This is a genomic window from Tenacibaculum caenipelagi (assembly GCF_004363005.1).
Taxonomy (GTDB): Bacteria; Bacteroidota; Bacteroidia; order Flavobacteriales; family Flavobacteriaceae; genus Polaribacter; species Polaribacter caenipelagi.
In genome coordinates this window covers 433,965-452,223 of the sequence record NZ_SNYH01000002.1, presented here as the reverse complement: position 1 = coordinate 452,223, position 18,259 = coordinate 433,965, and the positions used below count along the sequence as shown (strand labels likewise).

17 protein-coding genes are annotated in these 18,259 nt (G+C 31.8%); 12 read left to right on the top strand and 5 right to left on the bottom strand.

Features of this window, described 5'->3' with window-relative positions; translation table 11 throughout:
• Nucleotides 1–14: 14 nt before the first annotated feature.
• Together DFQ07_RS05530 and mutY are read right to left on the bottom strand one after the other, a co-directional pair.
• A complete protein-coding gene (locus DFQ07_RS05530; protein WP_133535275.1) occupies nt 15–446 on the bottom strand; it encodes a single-stranded DNA-binding protein in 432 nt (143 codons plus the stop codon).
• Between the two features lie 37 nt (nt 447–483).
• On the bottom strand, nt 484–1,530 hold the full coding sequence (gene mutY, locus DFQ07_RS05525; RefSeq protein WP_133535274.1) for an A/G-specific adenine glycosylase: 1,047 nt from the start codon (nt 1,528–1,530) through the stop codon (nt 484–486).
• A gap of 132 nt (nt 1,531–1,662) precedes the next feature.
• On the opposite strand from mutY, the gene DFQ07_RS05520 reads away from it, so the two are divergent.
• On the top strand, nt 1,663–1,953 hold the full coding sequence (locus tag DFQ07_RS05520; protein WP_028891679.1) for an HU family DNA-binding protein: 291 nt from the start codon (nt 1,663–1,665) through the stop codon (nt 1,951–1,953).
• Nucleotides 1,954–2,245: 292 nt separating this feature from the next.
• Entirely contained in the window at nt 2,246–3,787 is a 1,542-nt protein-coding gene (locus tag DFQ07_RS05515) for an Rne/Rng family ribonuclease (RefSeq protein ID WP_133535273.1), read from the top strand.
• Nucleotides 3,788–3,845: 58 nt separating this feature from the next.
• Here the strand turns inward: DFQ07_RS05515 and DFQ07_RS05510 are convergent, their stop codons facing one another.
• Together DFQ07_RS05510 and uvrC are read right to left on the bottom strand one after the other, a co-directional pair.
• Nucleotides 3,846–6,035, bottom strand: a complete 2,190-nt coding sequence (locus tag DFQ07_RS05510; protein WP_133535272.1) for a patatin-like phospholipase family protein — start codon at nt 6,033–6,035, stop codon at nt 3,846–3,848.
• Nucleotides 6,032–7,828, bottom strand: coding sequence for an excinuclease ABC subunit UvrC (uvrC, locus tag DFQ07_RS05505; protein WP_133535271.1), 1,797 nt, complete (start codon nt 7,826–7,828; stop codon nt 6,032–6,034). Before uvrC ends, DFQ07_RS05510 begins: the two co-directional genes overlap by 4 nt.
• Before the next feature lie 70 nt (nt 7,829–7,898).
• On the opposite strand from uvrC, the gene DFQ07_RS05500 reads away from it, so the two are divergent.
• The 5 genes from DFQ07_RS05500 (at nt 7,899) to DFQ07_RS05480 (ending at nt 14,011) form a co-directional block, all read left to right on the top strand.
• A complete protein-coding gene (locus DFQ07_RS05500) occupies nt 7,899–9,671 on the top strand; it encodes a MutS-related protein (protein ID WP_133535270.1) in 1,773 nt (590 codons plus the stop codon).
• A 90-nt stretch (nt 9,672–9,761) separates the two neighbouring features.
• Nucleotides 9,762–10,754, top strand: a complete 993-nt coding sequence (gene moaA / locus DFQ07_RS05495; protein WP_133535269.1) for a GTP 3',8-cyclase MoaA — start codon at nt 9,762–9,764, stop codon at nt 10,752–10,754.
• A gap of 172 nt (nt 10,755–10,926) precedes the next feature.
• Entirely contained in the window at nt 10,927–12,117 is a 1,191-nt protein-coding gene (locus DFQ07_RS05490; RefSeq protein ID WP_133535268.1) for a molybdopterin molybdotransferase MoeA, read from the top strand.
• Between the two features lie 306 nt (nt 12,118–12,423).
• Complete coding sequence (moaC, locus tag DFQ07_RS05485; RefSeq protein WP_133535267.1) at nt 12,424–12,900, top strand: cyclic pyranopterin monophosphate synthase MoaC; 477 nt, start codon at nt 12,424–12,426, stop codon at nt 12,898–12,900.
• Nucleotides 12,893–14,011: an NTP transferase domain-containing protein gene (locus DFQ07_RS05480; RefSeq protein ID WP_133535266.1), complete on the top strand. Its 1,119-nt coding sequence runs from the start codon at nt 12,893–12,895 to the stop codon at nt 14,009–14,011. Before moaC ends, DFQ07_RS05480 begins: the two co-directional genes overlap by 8 nt.
• A gap of 33 nt (nt 14,012–14,044) precedes the next feature.
• Here DFQ07_RS05480 and DFQ07_RS05475 read toward each other — a convergent pair whose 3' ends face one another.
• Nucleotides 14,045–15,025, bottom strand: coding sequence for a GlxA family transcriptional regulator (locus DFQ07_RS05475; RefSeq protein WP_133535265.1), 981 nt, complete (start codon nt 15,023–15,025; stop codon nt 14,045–14,047).
• 139 nt (nt 15,026–15,164) lie between these two features.
• On the opposite strand from DFQ07_RS05475, the gene DFQ07_RS05470 reads away from it, so the two are divergent.
• The 5 genes from DFQ07_RS05470 (at nt 15,165) to DFQ07_RS05450 (ending at nt 18,218) form a co-directional block, all read left to right on the top strand.
• On the top strand, nt 15,165–15,590 hold the full coding sequence (locus DFQ07_RS05470) for an SRPBCC domain-containing protein (protein ID WP_133535264.1): 426 nt from the start codon (nt 15,165–15,167) through the stop codon (nt 15,588–15,590).
• A 135-nt stretch (nt 15,591–15,725) separates the two neighbouring features.
• Entirely contained in the window at nt 15,726–16,007 is a 282-nt protein-coding gene (locus DFQ07_RS05465) for a VOC family protein (RefSeq protein WP_208107673.1), read from the top strand.
• 318 nt (nt 16,008–16,325) lie between these two features.
• The gene (locus tag DFQ07_RS05460) at nt 16,326–16,895 is read left to right on the top strand and encodes a Crp/Fnr family transcriptional regulator (protein ID WP_166627728.1); all 570 of its coding nucleotides are present in this window, start codon (nt 16,326–16,328) and stop codon (nt 16,893–16,895) included.
• Between the two features lie 151 nt (nt 16,896–17,046).
• Nucleotides 17,047–17,463: a 4-oxalocrotonate tautomerase gene (locus DFQ07_RS05455; RefSeq protein ID WP_133535262.1), complete on the top strand. Its 417-nt coding sequence runs from the start codon at nt 17,047–17,049 to the stop codon at nt 17,461–17,463.
• Between the two features lie 80 nt (nt 17,464–17,543).
• Nucleotides 17,544–18,218 carry a type 1 glutamine amidotransferase domain-containing protein gene (locus DFQ07_RS05450; RefSeq protein WP_133535261.1) on the top strand — a complete coding sequence of 225 codons (675 nt, stop codon included), beginning with the start codon at nt 17,544–17,546 and terminating at the stop codon, nt 18,216–18,218.
• The last annotated feature ends 41 nt before the right edge of the window (nt 18,219–18,259 follow it).

Sequence of the window (18,259 nt, the reverse complement as noted above, 5' to 3'; positions counted from 1 at the left end):
AAAATTTAATTAAACTAAAATGGTAAATCGTCATCTTCTTCAGGAGTTACACTTGATGATGTAGGGTTTCCTTGTGTTGGATTTACATTTGAAGCCGTATTATCTGTATCTTTTTTAGTTGATAAAAACGTCATGTCTTGCACATGAATTTCGGTAGCATACCTTTTTTGACCATCTACTTCATATTGACGTGTTTTTATTCGACCTTCACAATACACACGATCTCCTTTGGTTAAATATTTTTCACAAATTTCTGCCAATTTATTGCGCACCACTATATTATGCCACTCTACATTGGTTACTTTTTCTCCTGTCTGACGATTGGTATAGGTTTCGTTAGTTGCTAACGGGAAACGACCTATCGAGTTTCCGCCTTCAAAATAGTGCATTTTAACCTCATCGCCTAAGTGTCCTATTAAAATAACCTTATTAATTGTTCCTGCCATAGCATTATAGTTTAGTGTAAAATCAAATATACAAAAATTAGGATTCCTTGTTTAAATATTCCTCCAAAAACTTATCAATCAACACTGGTACTGGTTGCTTTTTAACTGCTGACCAACTCATCGTTTTTTCATTCACTTCCCTAGTTTTCACAACCCAAAACTTTGTAATTAAATGTTGATGTGATAGTTTATGAACAATGTCTTTATTGTTAAAAAGTGAAATGATGGTTTCTTCAGGAAACAGCTTTATAAATTGCTCGTGTTGGATTAGTTCTTTTTCGTCAATTTCATTTTTGGCTTCTAAAAGAGGAAATTGATACAACCCTTGCCAAATTCCTTTTCCTGTTCGTTCTTCTAAAACCGTTTGGTTATCGTCAGTAATTGGAACCAAATAATTAAAGTATCTTTTTTTTATTTTGATTTTCTTTTCCTTTACTGGAAGTTCTTTGATACTATTTTTTGCTAACGCCACACAACTTTCCAATACTGGACACTCATTACACAGCGGATTTTGAGGTTTACAGTGTAATGCTCCAAAATCCATAATCGCTTGGTTATACACTCCTGGTTGTGATACATCAATTAATGTTTGCGCTAACTCTTTAAACTCTTTGATTCCTTTGGTAGAATTAATAGGGGTGGCTATTCCAAAATAACGCGATAAAACTCTGTATACATTCCCATCAACAACCGCAACAGGTTCATCATAACAAATAGAAGCAATTGCTGAAGCAGTATAATCTCCTATGCCTTTTAATTGTAATAATTCTTTATAGTTTTTAGGAAATACCCCGTTCAATTCTTTTGCGATGTACTTAGCTGTAAAGTGTAAATTTCTAGCTCGTGAATAATACCCAAGTCCTTGCCATAATTTTAACACTTCATTTTCATCTGCTTTGGCTAAATCGAATACTGTAGGAAAAGCTTCAGTAAATTTTAAAAAATAGGGTAAGCCTTGCGCCACGCGTGTTTGCTGCAACATAATTTCGCTTAACCAAACACGGTACGGATCTTTAGTTTTTCGCCAAGGAAGTTCTCTTTTGTTATGTAAATACCAGTAAATTAGTTTGTTAGCTAAAATCATTTACGTAAATTGTGCCTGCAAAATTAACATATTTTATTTAGATATTTTTATTCTTATTTTTTTCGGAATAGATTAATTATCATATATTTGCACCCTCAATTTTTTAAGAAAACAAAACAAAATATATTTATAATGACAAAAGCAGATATCGTATCTAAAATTTCAGATAAGAGTGGAATTGAAAAAGCGGATGTTTTGGCGACTGTTGAAGCATTTATGGACGAAGTAAAGGATGCATTAGAGAATGGAGATAATGTATATTTAAGAGGTTTCGGTAGCTTTATTATTAAAACTAGAGCAGAAAAAACTGGTAGAAACATTTCTAAGAATACAACTATCAAAATACCTGCACACAACATACCTGCTTTTAAACCATCTAAGGTATTTACTGAAGGTGTAAAAACTAAAGTAGCCGTAAAATAATTTAAAAAGTATTAACCAAAAGTCTTAACTTGTAAGACTTTACAAAACATTTTAACTATGCCAAGTGGTAAAAAAAGAAAGAGAGCTAAGATCTCTACACACAAAAGAAAGAAAAGAGCAAGAGCAAACCGTCATAAGAAAAAGTAAGCAGTAGCTTACTTTTTCGTTGCTTTTATAAGCTACGTTCATTGACATTGAGGTTTTAACACCTTAAAATGGTATAAATTATACCTGTTTACAAATTTTAATCCGTCTTCGTAAGTAATTACGTTGGCACAAAACCATATTCAGAATGAAAACAGAATTAATAATTCGTTCCAATTCTTCTGATATTGATTTCGCCTTACTAAGAGATGGTAAACTTATTGAATTAAACAAAGAAACAAGCGGCAACAATTTTTCTGTCGGTGATATTTTTCTAGCTAAAATAGGAAAAGTAATGACCGGTTTAAATGCTGCTTTTGTAAATGTTGGTTATCCTAAAGATGGTTTTTTACACTACCACGATTTAGGCCCACAAGTACAATCTTTAAACAAGTTCATTAAAAAAGTAAGCACAGGTAATTATAAAGAATTCACTTTAAAAAACTTTCGCTTTGAAGAAGATATTAACAAAGACGGAAGTATTAATGATGTACTAAAATCAGGTCAAAATTTATTAGTACAAATTGTAAAAGAACCCATATCTACCAAAGGTCCGCGTATTAGCTCGGAACTTTCTATTGCAGGTAGATTTTTAGTTTTAGTTCCTTTTTCTGATCGTATATCTGTATCGCAAAAGATAGCAGATCCAAAAGAAAAGGAGCGTTTGAAAAAATTAGCAAAAAGTATCAGACCAAAAGGGTTTGGACTTATTTTACGTACTGTTGCCGAAGGTAAAAAGGTAGCAGAACTTGACAAAGACTTACAAAACTCGCTTGATCGTTGGAAAACCATGTGCAAACGTATCCCTAACAACAATGCTCCAACAAAAATATTGAGTGAGTTAAATAGAGCATCTTCAATCTTGAGAGATGTTATGAACGATTCTTTTACAAGTATAGTAACCAATGATGAAACATTAAAAGTTGAAATTAAAGAGTATTTACAAGAAATATATCCTGAAAAGGAAAACATTGTAAAACTTCATGCTTCAGACGTACCTATTTTTGAAAAATATGGTATTGAACGTCAAATAAAAACATCATTTGGTAAAACAGTTTCAATGAGCAAAGGCGCTTATTTAGTTATTGAACATACCGAAGCTTTGCACGTAATAGATGTAAATAGTGGTAACCGTTCTAACAAAGCCTTAAACCAAGAAGAAACTGCTTTAGAAGTCAATTTAATTGCTGCTAGTGAAATAGCTCGTCAGTTACAACTACGAGATATGGGCGGCATTATAGTAGTTGACTTTATTGATATGAAATCTGCCGAGAACAGGCAAAAATTATATCAACATTTAAAAGACGCAATGGCTTTAGACCGTACTAAACATAAAATTTTACCTCCGAGTAAATTTGGTTTAGTGCAAATTACAAGACAACGCGTACGACCTGAGTTAGAGATAAAAACACGTGAACCAAATCCAAATAAAAACGGAGAAGTAGAAGCTCCTATTGTTTTATTAGATAAAATAGAAGCCGAATTAGAACGCATTATAAATAGCGGTAAAAATTATAAGGAAATCACTTTAAATGTGCATCCTTTCATTGCTGCTTATTTAACAAAGGGCGTAAATTCTATCCGTTTTAAATGGTTTGTACAACACAAAAAGTGGATTAAAATATTACCTAGAGATGCTTATCAGTACTTACAGTACAAATTCTTTTTTAAAAAAAAGAAAAATAAGTAAGGCAATCTTATTATGAAATAAAAAACCATATCAACAGTTGATATGGTTTTTTTTATGTCTAAAACCAAAATCCAAGATTGAACAACCAGTGCTTCTCTGAATGATCTGGAGACCAACTATATTTTAATTCAATCGGTCCTAAAAAAGTTTCTACACTATATCCAATCGCATACCCTGATTTAGTGTTTTTAAATAAATTTCCTCCTTCAAAAACATCTTCTTCTACACGAGCATAATTAGCTATAAACATTGCGTAATGATTCTTTAAAACTTCATAACGAAAATTAAACTCAGATCTTAAATATGACTGTTCATTTAATCCTCCTATCTCATAACCGTACATAGGAATAAAGTTATTAATGTAATTTTGGTTATATCCTCCCAAACGATAATCAAATATGTCAGAATCTTTTTTACCTAAAGTATATCCTGCTTGAGAAGTATATTGAAAAGTCAACTTATCATAAAAAGTTGTAGCAAAACCTAATGTTCCGCCTAATTGTGAAAATTGATGGAACGGTGCGCTATTTTCTATCAATTCATCAAGCCTATTGTTTCTATCAGACCATATAAACCATTTAAAACCCAGATCTACATAAAACCCTTTTTTGGGAAACATTTCTTTATCATATGTATCTAATTTTGCGTAAGAATACGTGTTGATATAATTGCTCTTGTCGAAAAAATCTTCTTTACCATCTACTGAAATATTTTGTGTGCTTGCGTTTAAATTTTTATGCTCAGCACCAATACCTATTGCAAACTTTTTATCGAATGTCGTTTGTAAATATATCGAGCTTGAAAAATCAGTATACTTTCCTGTAATTAAACCGGTATCATATAAAAGACTACTGTTAAAACTATTGTATCTTGACCTAATTCCATAACTAGGTAACAAGCCCTTGTCTACAAAATATTCAACATTATATCTTATTTTATCCCCTACAACAACATCTAAGGAGAATTCATCATTTTGAAAAAATAATTTTTTATGGTTATAATTTAACAATACGGCCGATTTATATAATAAATCATAATGTAAACCCAATCGGAAATAAGACAAGATTTTTTCTTCTTTTACCGTGAGCTCTAACTTTTTACCTTGAAATGATTTTTCAAAGTGATAATCAATTCTATTAAAGTTTTTTGAAGCTGTTAACGTATTTATTTTTTTTGAAATTTCTTGATACGACACACTATCTCCAGCTCTTAATTGTAGCTTTCCTAAAATGTAGTTATTAGTATAATTTTTGTTTCCTTTAATAATAATTCTATCAACAATAAACTTTTTTTCTTGTAAAGCTATTTTAGGTCGCTTTTTCTTATAGGGTTGCATTTTGGCTATGCTATCAAAAACCACTTTAAATCTTTTTGCTTTTTTTTCTCCTTCTACTAAAATTCCTATTTTCCTATCAAATGAAATCACACTATATTCAATAACATCTGGTCGAATATAAACGTTTAACAACTCAACCTGTTCATCTGATTTTTTATACATCTGAAAGTTTATGATTTGTAGTAACAACGAGGCTACCGAAGTTAACTCTTCTCTTTTCAACAACTCTCCTTGAACACTAACTCCTATAATGATATCTACTCCCTTCTTTTTCATAACATCGACTGGAAAGTTATTTACAACCCCTCCATCTACCAACAGTTTCCCATCAATATCTACTGGGTTTAATAACGAAGGGAATGCAGCACTTGCTCTTAAAGCTAGCGGTAATGATCCATTTTCTAAAATCTCTTCTTCACCTGTTTCAATATTCGTCGCAACACAATAAAAAGGTATTGGAAGTTGAGAAAAATCATCTATTTCATCGACAGGAGCCAATAACTCAGTTAAAAAATTTAATACATTCTGCCCTTTCGATAAGCCTAAGGGTAATCCTAAATTCCCATTCTTAATAGGCAAAGTAACTGCATACTTCTCTCCATGTTGTTTGCTAAAAAATGGCTTTTCCCTTCTAGAAACTTTGTCTTGCAGCAAACTCATAAAATCTGCTTTTAAAACGATTTCTTTAATTTGATCTGCAGTGTAACCCGAAGCATATAATCCACCAACAACAGCGCCCATACTAGTACCTCCTATATAATCAATTTGTACCCCTGCTTTTTCTAATTCCTTTAAAACTCCAACATGAGCAAACCCTTTGGCTCCACCACCACTAAGCACCAACCCAACCTTGGGCTGATTTTGTGCCAACATTAATGCTGGGAATAATAGTAGTATTAGCAACTTTTTCATTCTTCTTTTTTTTGATAATATTGATATATTTTTTGAGCTCTTGAGTTTCCAACAACTTCTTCTAATTCTTCTAAACTAGCACTTTTAACACGTTTTGCTGATTTAAATTTACGCAATAAATTGGTGATTGTTTGCTTACCTATATCAGGAATTTGCTCTAACTCGGACTGAATAGCGCTTTTACTTCGCTTGTTTCGATGAAAAGTGATTCCAAAACGGTGTGCTTCGTTACGTAAATACTGGATTATTTTTAGCGTTTCTGACTTTTTATCTAGATACAGCGGAACAGAATCTCCTGGATAATAAATTTCCTCTAAGCGTTTTGCAATACCTATAATGGCTATTTTTCCTCTTAAGCCTAAAGCGTCTAAGCTTTTTAAAGCTGAAGACAATTGCCCTTTTCCTCCATCAATAACTATCAATTGAGGCAGCGGTTGCTCTTCATCTAACAGTCGTTTATATCTTCTGTATACGACCTCTTCCATTGATGCAAAATCATCTGGCCCTTCAACTGTTTTGATGTTAAAATGACGGTAATCTTTCTTACTTGGCTTTCCATCTTTAAAAACTACGCATGCTGCTACCGGATTGGTTCCTTGTATGTTTGAGTTGTCAAAACACTCAATATGACGTGGTTCTTTTCCTAATCGCAAATCCTTTTGCATTTGTGCCATAATTCGCTTTACATGACGATCAGGATCTACAATTTTTATTTGTTTAAATTGTTCTTGACGATAGAACTTTGCATTGCGCTCAGACAGTTCTACAATTCGTTTTTTATCTCCTAGCTTAGGAACAGTTACCTTAATATCTTTACCTATATTAACTTTAAAAGGCACAAAAACCTCACGTGATAAAGAATTAAAACGCTGTCGAGTCTCAATAATAAATAACTCTAATAGTTCCTTGTCGGTTTCATCTAATTTCTTCTTAATTTCTGTGGTATATGATTGCACTATAGAACCATTCATCACCTTAAAAAAGTTCGCATACCCATGTGATTCATCAGAAATGATAGAAAACACATCTACATTGTTAATCGATGGATTCACAATCGTAGATTTTGCTTGATAGTTCTGTAAAGATGCTAATTTTTCTTTAATCTTCTGAGCTTCTTCAAAGCGCATATTATTAGCAAAATCGAGCATTAACTTTTCAAATTGTTGTAAGCTTTCTTTAAAATTACCTTTGATGATGTTTCGAATTGCCCTTATATCTTCTAAATAATCCTCTTCAGATTGATACCCTTCACAAGGTCCTTTACAATTTCCTAAATGATACTCTAAACAAACTTTATATTTATCTGCATCTATCTTTTCTTGACTTAAATCATAATTACATGTACGTAACGGGTACAACTCTTTAATTAAATCTAATAAAGCATGTACAGTTCGCATATTGGTGTACGGACCAAAATATTCAGAACCATCTTTTACAACTCTTCGCGTAGAAAACACACGTGGAAATCGCTCCTTCTTAATACAAATCCACGGATACGATTTATCATCCTTCAACAACACATTGTATCGTGGTTTGTATTTTTTTATCAAATTATTTTCGAGTAGTAAAGCATCTGTCTCTGTATCAACCACCACATGCTCAATCCGAACAATTTTTTTTACTAAAACTCGAGTCTTACCATTCTCATGATTCTTGGTAAAATACGATGAAACACGCTTTTTTAAGTTCTTAGCTTTTCCTACATAAATAATCACATCCTCTTTATCAAAATATTGATAAACTCCTGGTGAATTGGGCAATGTTTGTATTTGAAGTTCTAATGGTGTAGGCATACAACGAAAATACGACTTCTAAAAAATATATTCCCAGTAAAGATGTACTTTTACCTTTATTTATTTTACAATGCAAAAACCTTTAGACTTTTATAAATCTCAACTTATTGAATTAGAAAAAAAAAGTGCAGTCCTTTCTAAGAAAATTGTAACCATTCGAATATTGAGGTTTACTGTATTTTTAGCTACTTCAATCGGAATATATTACACTTTTCGAGTTCCAAATCTTCCTTTGATTATTGGTTTTACCGGAATTACTCTTTTTGTTTTTTTAGTAATACTCCATCAAAAATTAAAAGAAAATAGGAAAATAATTGACACAAAAAAAAGCATCAACATTACCGAAATAGCTGTTTTAAATGGAAAATACAACTCTTTAGATACAGGGAAAGAATTTATAAATCCTCTTCATTTTTTTAGCAACGATATTGATTTATTTGGAAAAGGATCTTTCTTCCAATTCATTAACAGAACAGTAACCAATGATGGTAAAAAATTACTTGCGAGAATTTTATCAAGCAACCATATTTCCAATATCTCTGAAAAACAAAAGGCATTACAAGAACTCTCATTAAAAATAGAATGGCGACAACATTTTGCTGCCTTAGAAAGTTTAGCGTCTTCTAAAAAAGACACCTCAACAATTATTTATTGGATACAAAATTACCACTCAAAACTCCCAAGTTTCCTTTCAACTATTATCAAAGTTTTTCCATTAATTTCTATTGGTTTAATTACACTACTAATATTCAAAATTATTAGTTTTTCAGTGCTTTTAATATGGTTTTTTATCGGATTAGCAATAACATTAACTTCTTTAAAAGCTACACAAAAACTATATACCGACGCCAATCAGGCAAAAGATATTTTTAAGCAATATTATTTACTGTTAGAACAAATAGAAAACCAACAATTTTCTTCTGCTATACTACTAAAAAAACAAAACGACATAGCTTCTGAAGAAGAAAAAGCTTCGGTTATTTTTAAAAAATTCTCAAAAATATTAGACGCTTTCGATCAACGAAACAATTTGCTAATTGCGGTAATAGGAAATGGTTTGTTTTTATGGGACATTCTAAATGCAACTAAAACAGAACAATGGATTGCCAAATATAAAAACGTAGTAGCTCAATGGTTTGAAATCGTTAGCTTTTTTGATGCGCAAAACTCACTAGCAAACTTTGCGTATAATCACTCGAACTATACTTTTCCTAAGGTTCAAAAGGAAACAAACATTATTGAAACTAAAAACTTAGGACACCCGTTATTGAATGCTTCTAAAAGAGTCGATAACAGCTTTACAATAAACAACGAACAGTTTTTTATAATTACTGGAGCAAATATGGCTGGAAAAAGCACTTTTTTACGAACCATATCTTTATCAATAATCATGGCTAATTGTGGACTCCCCGTTTGCGCCGAAAGGTATAACTACGCTCCTATTAAACTAATTACAAGTATGCGTACCTCTGATTCGTTAACCGATGATGAATCGTACTTTTATTCAGAATTAAAGCGTTTGAAATTTATTGTTGATGAAATCACTAGTGAGAATTATTTCATTGTATTAGATGAAATTTTAAAAGGAACCAATAGCAAAGACAAAGCTTTAGGCTCTAAAAAGTTTATTGAAAAACTAAGTAACTCAAACTCTACAGGAATTATAGCCACCCACGATGTGAGTTTATGTGATTTGGTAAATAAATATGCACCACAAATAGAAAACCATTATTTTGACGCTGAGATTATCAATGATGAGTTGTTTTTTGACTATAAAATGAAAAGCGGCGTATGTAAAAACATGAATGCATCTTTTCTTCTTAAAAAAATGGAGATTGTGTAATTTTTGGTTTTGAGAAAGCTTGTATTTTCTTTCAACAAAACCATGATAAATGACAGGAAAAGTTGATTGATTAATCCGTACCTTTACGCTATGAGTACACTCATCGATAATTTTGGTAGGCAAATTAGCTATGTAAGGCTAGCTGTAACTGACCGTTGTAACTTACGTTGTCAGTATTGTATGCCTGCGCAAGGCATTGACATTGTGCCTCGTAAAGAACTACTTACCTACAAAGAAATGTACCGCATTATCAGAGTACTTACCGAGTTAGGTGTAAACAAAGTTCGTTTAACAGGAGGTGAACCTTTTGCCCGTAAAGACTTTATGTCGTTTTTAGAAATGTTATCGTATAACGATTTACTAGATGATATCAATATTACTACCAATGGTGCACTCGTTTCTAAACACATTAAAGATTTAGAAAGACTTAAGAAAGTAAAAACTATCAACTTAAGTATTGACAGTTTACATGCCGATAAATTTGCGAAAATTACACGTCGTGACGTATTTTCTGAAGTATATAAAACATTTGAATTGCTAGAAAAAAGTCCACTCAATTTAAAATTGAATGTAGTGGTGCAGTCAGGTTTTAATACTGATGAAATAGTTGATTTTGTTGCGTTGACCAAAGAGAAGAATATTGCAATTCGTTTTATTGAAGAAATGCCTTTTAACGGAAAAGGGCAACGAAACACTAAAGAAATATGGAACTACAACAAGATTTTAAACGAGATACAATCAAATTATAACGTTACACAACTCATCTCCGAAAAATCTTCTACCTCACGAAATTTTGCTGTTGAAGGTCATCTAGGAACCATAGGAATCATTCCTGCTTTTACTCGTACCATCTGTAATGATTGCAACCGAATTAGAGTTACCTCAACAGGAACTTTTAAAAACTGCTTGTTTGATGACGGCGTTTTTAATCTGCGAGATTTTATCAGAAATGGTGCTAGTAATGAAGATTTAAAAGAATTGTTTTTATCACTTATAAAAGAAAAACCTGAAAATGGTTTTGTAGCCGAAGCCAATCGTAAACAAGGGAATGTTTCTGAAAGCATGAGTACAATAGGTGGATAATTATGATATACAGTTTGCTTTTTATTTTAATTGGAATTGTAGTTTTATTTTATGTTTTTAAACTTAGTAAAACAGATAATAACCTATGGGATATTTCAACTTCTTTTAAAGGTCTTATAGGTGGATTAGGTTTTATCATCGTAGGTTTAATAACTTTATTTAAAGGATGGAAATGATTACAGTAGAAGAAGCTAAACATATAATTTTAGAAAACACACAAAATTTCGGAATTGAAGAAATTCCATTTTTAGAAGCTGTTGGAAGAATTTTAAAGGAAGATATTGTTGCCGATAGAGATTTTCCTCCATTCAACCGAGTGGCAATGGATGGTATTGCGATCAATTATCGTTTTTTTGAGTACGGTGTTCGTGATTTTAAGATTGAAGGCATTCAGCCTGCAGGAGCACCTCAACAAACAATGGTAAATGCTTCAAACTGTTATGAAGTAATGACAGGAGCCTGCTTACCTAACAATACTGATACGGTAATTCGTTACGAGGATGTAGACATCAATACCTTAATGGCAACTATCAATATTGATGAAATTACCGAGGGACAAAATATTCATGTACAAGGTTCCGACAAAACCAAAGAAGACGTTCTTATTAAAAAGAACACGATTATTTCTGCGGCTGAAATAGGGGTTTTAGCTACTGTAGGTAAAGCTATGGTTAAAGTAGCCAAACAACCTAAAGTAATGATTGTTTCTACTGGTGATGAATTGGTTGATGTAAATGAAAACCCGTTAGATCACCAAATTCGCAGAAGCAATGTATATACATTAGTTTCTTTATTGAATGATTTAAAAATTCCCGCAAAAACAGCTCATATAGCTGATAAAAAATCAGTTTTAAAAGAAAAAATAGCGTCTTTCCTACAAGAATATGATGTGCTTTTATTTAGTGGTGCTGTAAGCAAAGGGAAGTTCGATTTTTTACCTGAGGTTTTAGATGAACTGGGTGTTAAAAAGTTATTCCATAGAGTTTCACAAAGACCAGGCAAGCCTTTTTGGGCTGGTGTTACTGATAATTGTAATGTGTTCGCTTTTCCAGGGAATCCAGTTTCAACATTTGTAAATTGTCTGGTGTATTTTTATCCTTGGTATAAAAAATCTGTTGGGGTTTCTTCTGAAGAAAAAACAGCAATTTTAGCAAAAGACCTCACTTTTAAACCCAATTTAAGCTGTTTTTTACAAGTAAAATTAACTTCAAAAAAAGGACAAGTATACGCAACTCCAATTAAAGGGAATGGTTCTGGTGATTTAGCAAGTTTGATAGAGGCTGATGGTTTTATTGAACTCCCCAAAACAGAAGAAACAGAGTTTAAGAAAGGAAGTGTTTTTCCTATAATTAGATATAGATAATGAAACTAATAATTAAAACAACTCCCATTTTTCTTCTTTCATTAATATTTATACCTTTATCAATATTTGGTTCAATTTATTATACCTTTTTTGATAACAAAGGAGGCATGGCTTTAGCTGGGACATTATTTATAGGTATTTTAATTTTTAATCTCATTATTTTATTTGTAGAACAATCTTTAATTAAAAAAGATTTTAATCGTATTAAAGTTTGGCTTATTGAAGTTATCATAATCTTATTGATTGTCTTATATTTTTATTTCTTTCGATAATTTCAACTAATAATAATTTTAAACCTTATACAAAGTGAGCAACTTTTCCCACATAAACGAACAAAACCAGCCTAAAATGGTGAATGTTTCTGATAAAAAAATCACGAAACGTACTGCTATTGCCAAAGCTACTATGTTTTTAGGTTCAGAAATTGTGAGTCATTTTACCAATGATGAGCTCATCACTAAAAAAGGACCTGTTTTTCAAACCGCTATTATTGCTGGAATTCAAGCAGTGAAAAAAACTTCTGATATTATTCCAATGTGTCACCCTTTGTTAATCAACGGAGTGGATATTGACATCAATATTATAGATGATGAGCATGTGGAGGTTTTTTGTAAAGTGAGCATTGAAGGAAAAACGGGGGTAGAAATGGAAGCACTTACAGGAGCTTCTGCAACTTGTTTAACCATTTACGATATGTGCAAAGCTATCAATCAAAAAATGGTGATTCAAGAAGTTAAGTTAGTAGAAAAGACAGGTGGAAAATCAGATATTAAAAATGGGTAAAAAACATACTAAACATACGAGTCTAGAAAAAAAATATAACGATAATTTTGCACCTAATGAAGTTGCTATACTAGGAACCCAATGTGGTACCATAGCAAACCTTGTTCATCAAGTTTCTGAAAAATTATCACAATATAATTTAGGCTATTTTGACGCTTCTCATGCTAAGGATATTGAACAAAATGTCATATCAGAATACACTTTTCACCATGAAGGTAATTTACAAATAAAGACATCTTCTTCTGTAAACAAATACGAACAACGTTTACAGTTTTACAATCACGATTTAGTATTCATTAATGGAAATCATTACCAAGGAGCAAAGCAAATATTAATCTTAGATGACGAAAAAGAAGCTTCTGTAAAAAAGAGGTTAGACCAACTAACCAGTATTCAATTTGTAATTAAGTTGAATGAAAACTCAAGATATTTTGATTGTTTACTAGAACGTTTTCCAAACATCAAAAACATCACTTCTTATACAATTAATGAGATTGATAAAATCTCTAATCATATTCATAATCTCATTAAACAAAACATAGCCCCCATAAAAGGACTGGTATTAACTGGTGGAAAAAGTACTCGAATGGGACGTGATAAATCGGAGTTAGTGTATTATAAAAAACCTCAAAAAGAACATGTAAAAGAGTTGCTAGAAAATAACAATCTAGAAACTTTTTATTCTGTAAGAGATTTATCCACTTCTTCAGAAATAACAAATGAGATTCCCGATGTCTTTTTAAATTTAGGGCCTTTTGGAGGTATTTGCTCTGCTTTTCAAAAAGATCCAAACTCAGCATGGTTAGTTATGGCTACTGATGTTCCGTTTGTAAATAATGAGCTTATTCAACTCTTATTACAAAAGAGAAATCCTGCTAAAGTAGCTACGGCTGTTAAAGGAAAAAATAAAGAATTTCCTGAACCTCTAATCACAATTTACGAGCCAAAAGCTTACGGAAAATTATTAGCCTATTTAGCACAAGGATATTCATGCCCTCGTAAAATGCTAATCAATTCTGATGTTGAAATTATTGAGGTTGATGACAACTTAATAAGAAACATTAACACACCCGAGGAATATGAAGCAGGAAAAGCTGACATATCACTTTAATTGAATGTATAATTAAATCTATCCATAGTACCTTTAAAAAACGGAAGACATCTTATTGTACTTGTTTCTGTATTCTATAGGAGTAAGACCTGTTATTTTTTTAAAAGTTGAGCGAAAAGCCTTGGTATCTGTATACCCTACACCATACATTACTTCGTTAATATTTTTTCGACTTGATTCGAAACTTCGTTTAGCAGACTCTACTTTAACTCTATTGATATATTCTAAAACTGAGTTGTTTGTTGCTGCTTTAAATCGCCTCTCAAAACTTCGTCTACCAACCGAAACCAAATCTGCCAATTCATCAATTGTAATTCTCTCATGAATATTTTTATCAATAAATTCCTGAGCTTGCTTAACAGCTTCATCTGTATGATTTTTCTGCCCTTGAAACATAGCAAAAGCCGATTGACTTTCTCTGTCAATATCAATAGCAAAATACTTAGAGGCTAATATAGCTGTCTCTCTATCGGTGTATTTTTCTAATAAGTAAAGTAATAAATTCCAGTAAGACATTGCTCCTCCACTAGAATAAAGTCGATCTTCTTCTGTTACAATGCTACCATCTACTACTTCAACATCAGGAAACATTTCGCGAAATTCGTTTTGGAACCCCCAATGTGTAGAACATTTTTTCCCATTAAGCAATCCTGTTGAAGCCAGTAAAAAAGCCCCTACACATAACGAAGCAACTTCAGCTCCTTTTTCGTATTGCTCATTTATCCATGGTAATAACTCTTCATTTGATTCAATGGCTTTTTTCATATCGCCAAACAAAGCTGGAATAATTACCAAATCGGTTTGCTCAACTTCATTCAAACGTTGTGAAGTATTGATAGAGAATAGTCCTTCATTGATTTTAACTTCCTTTTTTAAACCAACTAACTGAATATTAAATAACGGATTTTTACCATTAGCAACCATAAACTGGTTGGCAGCAGAAAATAAACACTGAGGATCTGCTATAGCTTGCATTACCGAGCTTTCAGGTACTAGAATACTTACATTTTTCATTTTCTTTTAGCTTATAATATCTTTCATAAAGATAAAAATTTTGTCGTAATCCACCCTTTTCTTGTCACTTTCATATATCATAATTCTTAAAAACTCGTTGCACCTTTGTATTAGTAAGTAACCTTTAAAAAATAAAAAAATGATCACAGAAAAAACAATCATCACAGTAAAAGCAATAGTAAATACTCCAATAGCAAAGGTTTGGGAACTTTACACGGATCCGAAACATATTGTTAAATGGAATACTCCATCTAAAGATTGGCATACCACAAAAGCAGAAAATGATTTAAAAATAGGTGGAAAATTTCTTTCTAGAATGGAAGCTAAAGATGGTAGTTTCGGTTTTGATTTTAGCGGAATTTATAATGATGTGAAACTTAACGAAACTATTGTGTATACCATTGATGACGGAAGAAATGTTTCAGTAAACTTTACAGAGGATAAAAACACTACAACAGTTGTTATAAAGTTTGAAGCTGAAACCCAAAATTCAATTGAAATGCAAAAAGGAGGTTGGCAATCTATTTTAAATTGCTTTAAAAGCTACGCAGAGACTAATGATTAAGCTACAAGTAAATCCATACCTTACTTTCAATGGTAATTGTAGGGAAGCTATGAAATTTTATCAACAATGTTTAGGGGGAAGCTTATTTTTCAAACCATAGGTGAATCCCCTCTATCCAAAAAATTGCCAAAAAAAATGAAAGATTACATTTTACACGCTACTCTCGCGAAAGAGAACTTTATATTAATGGGGTCTGATATGGTAAGTGATGAAGGTTTGGCTAAGGGAAATAATATATCCTTACTACTAAATTGCTATAGCGAAGTAGATATTAAATCTTGTTACACAAAGCTCTCTAAAAATGGCAAGCAAAATCACCCTTTAGAAGATAGTTCTTGGGGTGCTTTATTTGGTGAACTTACTGATAAATTTGGGTACCGTTGGATTCTTAATTTTAATAAAAAGAAAAGTCGCTAAAATTATCTTTTGGCTTGCTGTTTATGGAACTTTTGTTAACTGTATCGGAATTTTAATAACTGCCATTTTTAATACTGGAAAAATGTTAGGGATAATGGCAAATGGTCAAAAAGGCGACCTCATAACTGAAAGTATCATTGAATTTTCTTTAATTTCACTTTCCATTGCTATGATTATTGTCTATATAGCAGTCTTAATAGGGTTGAAAAGGAATGTTCAATAAAAAACTCTTCAATTAATACAGAAAACAATGTTATATGACAATTTTTTAACCATTATTATGTAATACCTTCGACTTTTTTGAATAAATAGATCAAAGTGTATACAGAATTAGAAAACTATATAAAAGCTCGTACAGTCATAACTCCAAAAGATTTAGACCAAATTATTTCTTGTTTTAAACCTATTAAAACAGTTAGAAATGAAATACTTTGTAATTTCGGACAAACGTGTAATCACTTTTATTTTATAAAAAAAGGCTGTTTGAGACTCTACGAAATAGATGATAAAGGCAATGAAATAACAGGATATTTTGCTTTAGAAGATAGTATTATTTCTGCTAATACTAGTTTTATCCTCCAAAAGCCATCAAGAGACTGTTTGGTCTCATTAGAACCTTCTGAATTATTAACCATCAATCGTAATGATTTTTACAACTTAGTAAACAACTCAACTCCTTTTGCTAATATTTATCATCAATTTATGGAATTTGCATTTATTCATTCACAAATGAGAATCTATAGCTTTTTAGGAATGGAAGGTATAGACAAGCTTAAATGGGTAATGGAACATGAACCTAAACTACTCACTCGTATTTCTAGTAAAGCTGTTGCTTCCTATCTTGGAATGACTAATTCTACCTTAAGTAAATTAAGAGCTAAGCTATAAGAGATTCTTATATCATTAAGAACAATGCAACAATTATACAAAGTATGATGGCTATTTAAACCGTTGTCATAAGACAATTTTTGTATTTCTTTTATTCTACAATTTTGCACTGTTATTGAACAACAAAGTTCATAACCTAAATAATCTTATTATGCCAATAACAGTAACATTAACAGAAGGAACTGTTCCTTCACAGAAACGAGAAAAAATTGTCAAAGAAATTACAAATGCCTTTCTAGCACACCATGGTTTAGGAGGAAACACTGTAATGACTCCAAATGTAACCGCACAATTACATGTACAGCCTAAGAATGAAACCTTTTCGGCAGGAGAACCTATAGAAGGGGCTTGGATAGAAATTAAGTCTCCTTCGTTTGCATTAGCTGACAGAAAAGTTCAAAAAAATTTCTTTGCTGAAGTAACAGAAATTGTCCACAAACATTCAGAAGGTAGAATTCCTAAAAAGCACATATGGACAAACTCAATACATACAGTAGATGGTACCTGGAATATGGATGGCATTGCTATGACCAATGAAGAATTGGGAGAAGCCATTGCTAAAGGATAGTTATTCTTAATTATTAAAACAATAAAAACCTTGGTTGTACAGCTATATACCAAGGTTTTTGTTAATTAAAAACTCATAAAATGAAGCACATATTATTTATTGTAACAAGCACCAATAAAACAGGCACAGAAAAACGAGCAGCAGGGTACGAATTTTCAGAAATTGCTGACCCTTATTTTCATTTTATTCATAATAATATCACAGTCGATTTCGCCAGTATTCTAGGAGGATCTCCTCCATATGTTGGGTATAATGAAAATCATGAAGTTAGTAAAACTTTTAAAAAAAGTAACGGATTTAAAAGACTTAACTTCAGTCATAAATTAAGTAATATTGATGTAACAGCATACGATGCTATTTTCTTCCCTGGAGGGTTAGGTTTGATGAATGACATGGTTAACAACCCATTGGTTAAGTCTGTTATCCGAAACACTTATGAAAATGGAAGAGTTATAGGAGCAGTTTGTCACGGACCAGCTGCCTTACTCAATGTCAAACTAACAGATGGTAGTTATTTGTTAGCGGGTAAAAAAATCAATTCTTTTACAAAAGCTGAAGAGAAAATAGATAAACACACACTTGGAGGCATAATTCCTTTTATGCTTGATGAAGAACTAATAAAACAAGGTGCTGTTTTTTCATATACTAACCCTTTTGAACCCTACGTAATACATGATGGTAATTTAGTTACAGGGCAAAACCCAGCATCTGCTCCTGGTGTAGCTCTTAAAATGATAGAACTATTATCTAAATAAAGAATATTCTTAACCTATAACAAATAATGTACACTATATAA

Bases quoted from the DNA above. Each gene is read 5' to 3' on its own strand.
- DFQ07_RS05530 (WP_133535275.1), bottom strand. From the start codon at position 446: ATGGCAGGAACAATTAATAAGGTTATTTTAATAGGACACTTAGGCGAT.
- mutY (WP_133535274.1), bottom strand. From the start codon at position 1,530: ATGATTTTAGCTAACAAACTAATTTACTGGTATTTACATAACAAAAGA.
- DFQ07_RS05520 (WP_028891679.1), top strand. From the start codon at position 1,663: ATGACAAAAGCAGATATCGTATCTAAAATTTCAGATAAGAGTGGAATT.
- DFQ07_RS05515 (WP_133535273.1), top strand. From the start codon at position 2,246: ATGAAAACAGAATTAATAATTCGTTCCAATTCTTCTGATATTGATTTC.
- DFQ07_RS05510 (WP_133535272.1), bottom strand. From the start codon at position 6,035: ATGAAAAAGTTGCTAATACTACTATTATTCCCAGCATTAATGTTGGCA.
- uvrC (WP_133535271.1), bottom strand. From the start codon at position 7,828: ATGCCTACACCATTAGAACTTCAAATACAAACATTGCCCAATTCACCA.
- DFQ07_RS05500 (WP_133535270.1), top strand. From the start codon at position 7,899: ATGCAAAAACCTTTAGACTTTTATAAATCTCAACTTATTGAATTAGAA.
- moaA (WP_133535269.1), top strand. From the start codon at position 9,762: ATGAGTACACTCATCGATAATTTTGGTAGGCAAATTAGCTATGTAAGG.
- DFQ07_RS05490 (WP_133535268.1), top strand. From the start codon at position 10,927: ATGATTACAGTAGAAGAAGCTAAACATATAATTTTAGAAAACACACAA.
- DFQ07_RS05480 (WP_133535266.1), top strand. From the start codon at position 12,893: ATGGGTAAAAAACATACTAAACATACGAGTCTAGAAAAAAAATATAAC.
- DFQ07_RS05475 (WP_133535265.1), bottom strand. From the start codon at position 15,025: ATGAAAAATGTAAGTATTCTAGTACCTGAAAGCTCGGTAATGCAAGCT.
- DFQ07_RS05470 (WP_133535264.1), top strand. From the start codon at position 15,165: ATGATCACAGAAAAAACAATCATCACAGTAAAAGCAATAGTAAATACT.
- DFQ07_RS05465 (WP_208107673.1), top strand. From the start codon at position 15,726: ATGAAAGATTACATTTTACACGCTACTCTCGCGAAAGAGAACTTTATA.
- DFQ07_RS05455 (WP_133535262.1), top strand. From the start codon at position 17,047: ATGCCAATAACAGTAACATTAACAGAAGGAACTGTTCCTTCACAGAAA.
- DFQ07_RS05450 (WP_133535261.1), top strand. From the start codon at position 17,544: ATGAAGCACATATTATTTATTGTAACAAGCACCAATAAAACAGGCACA.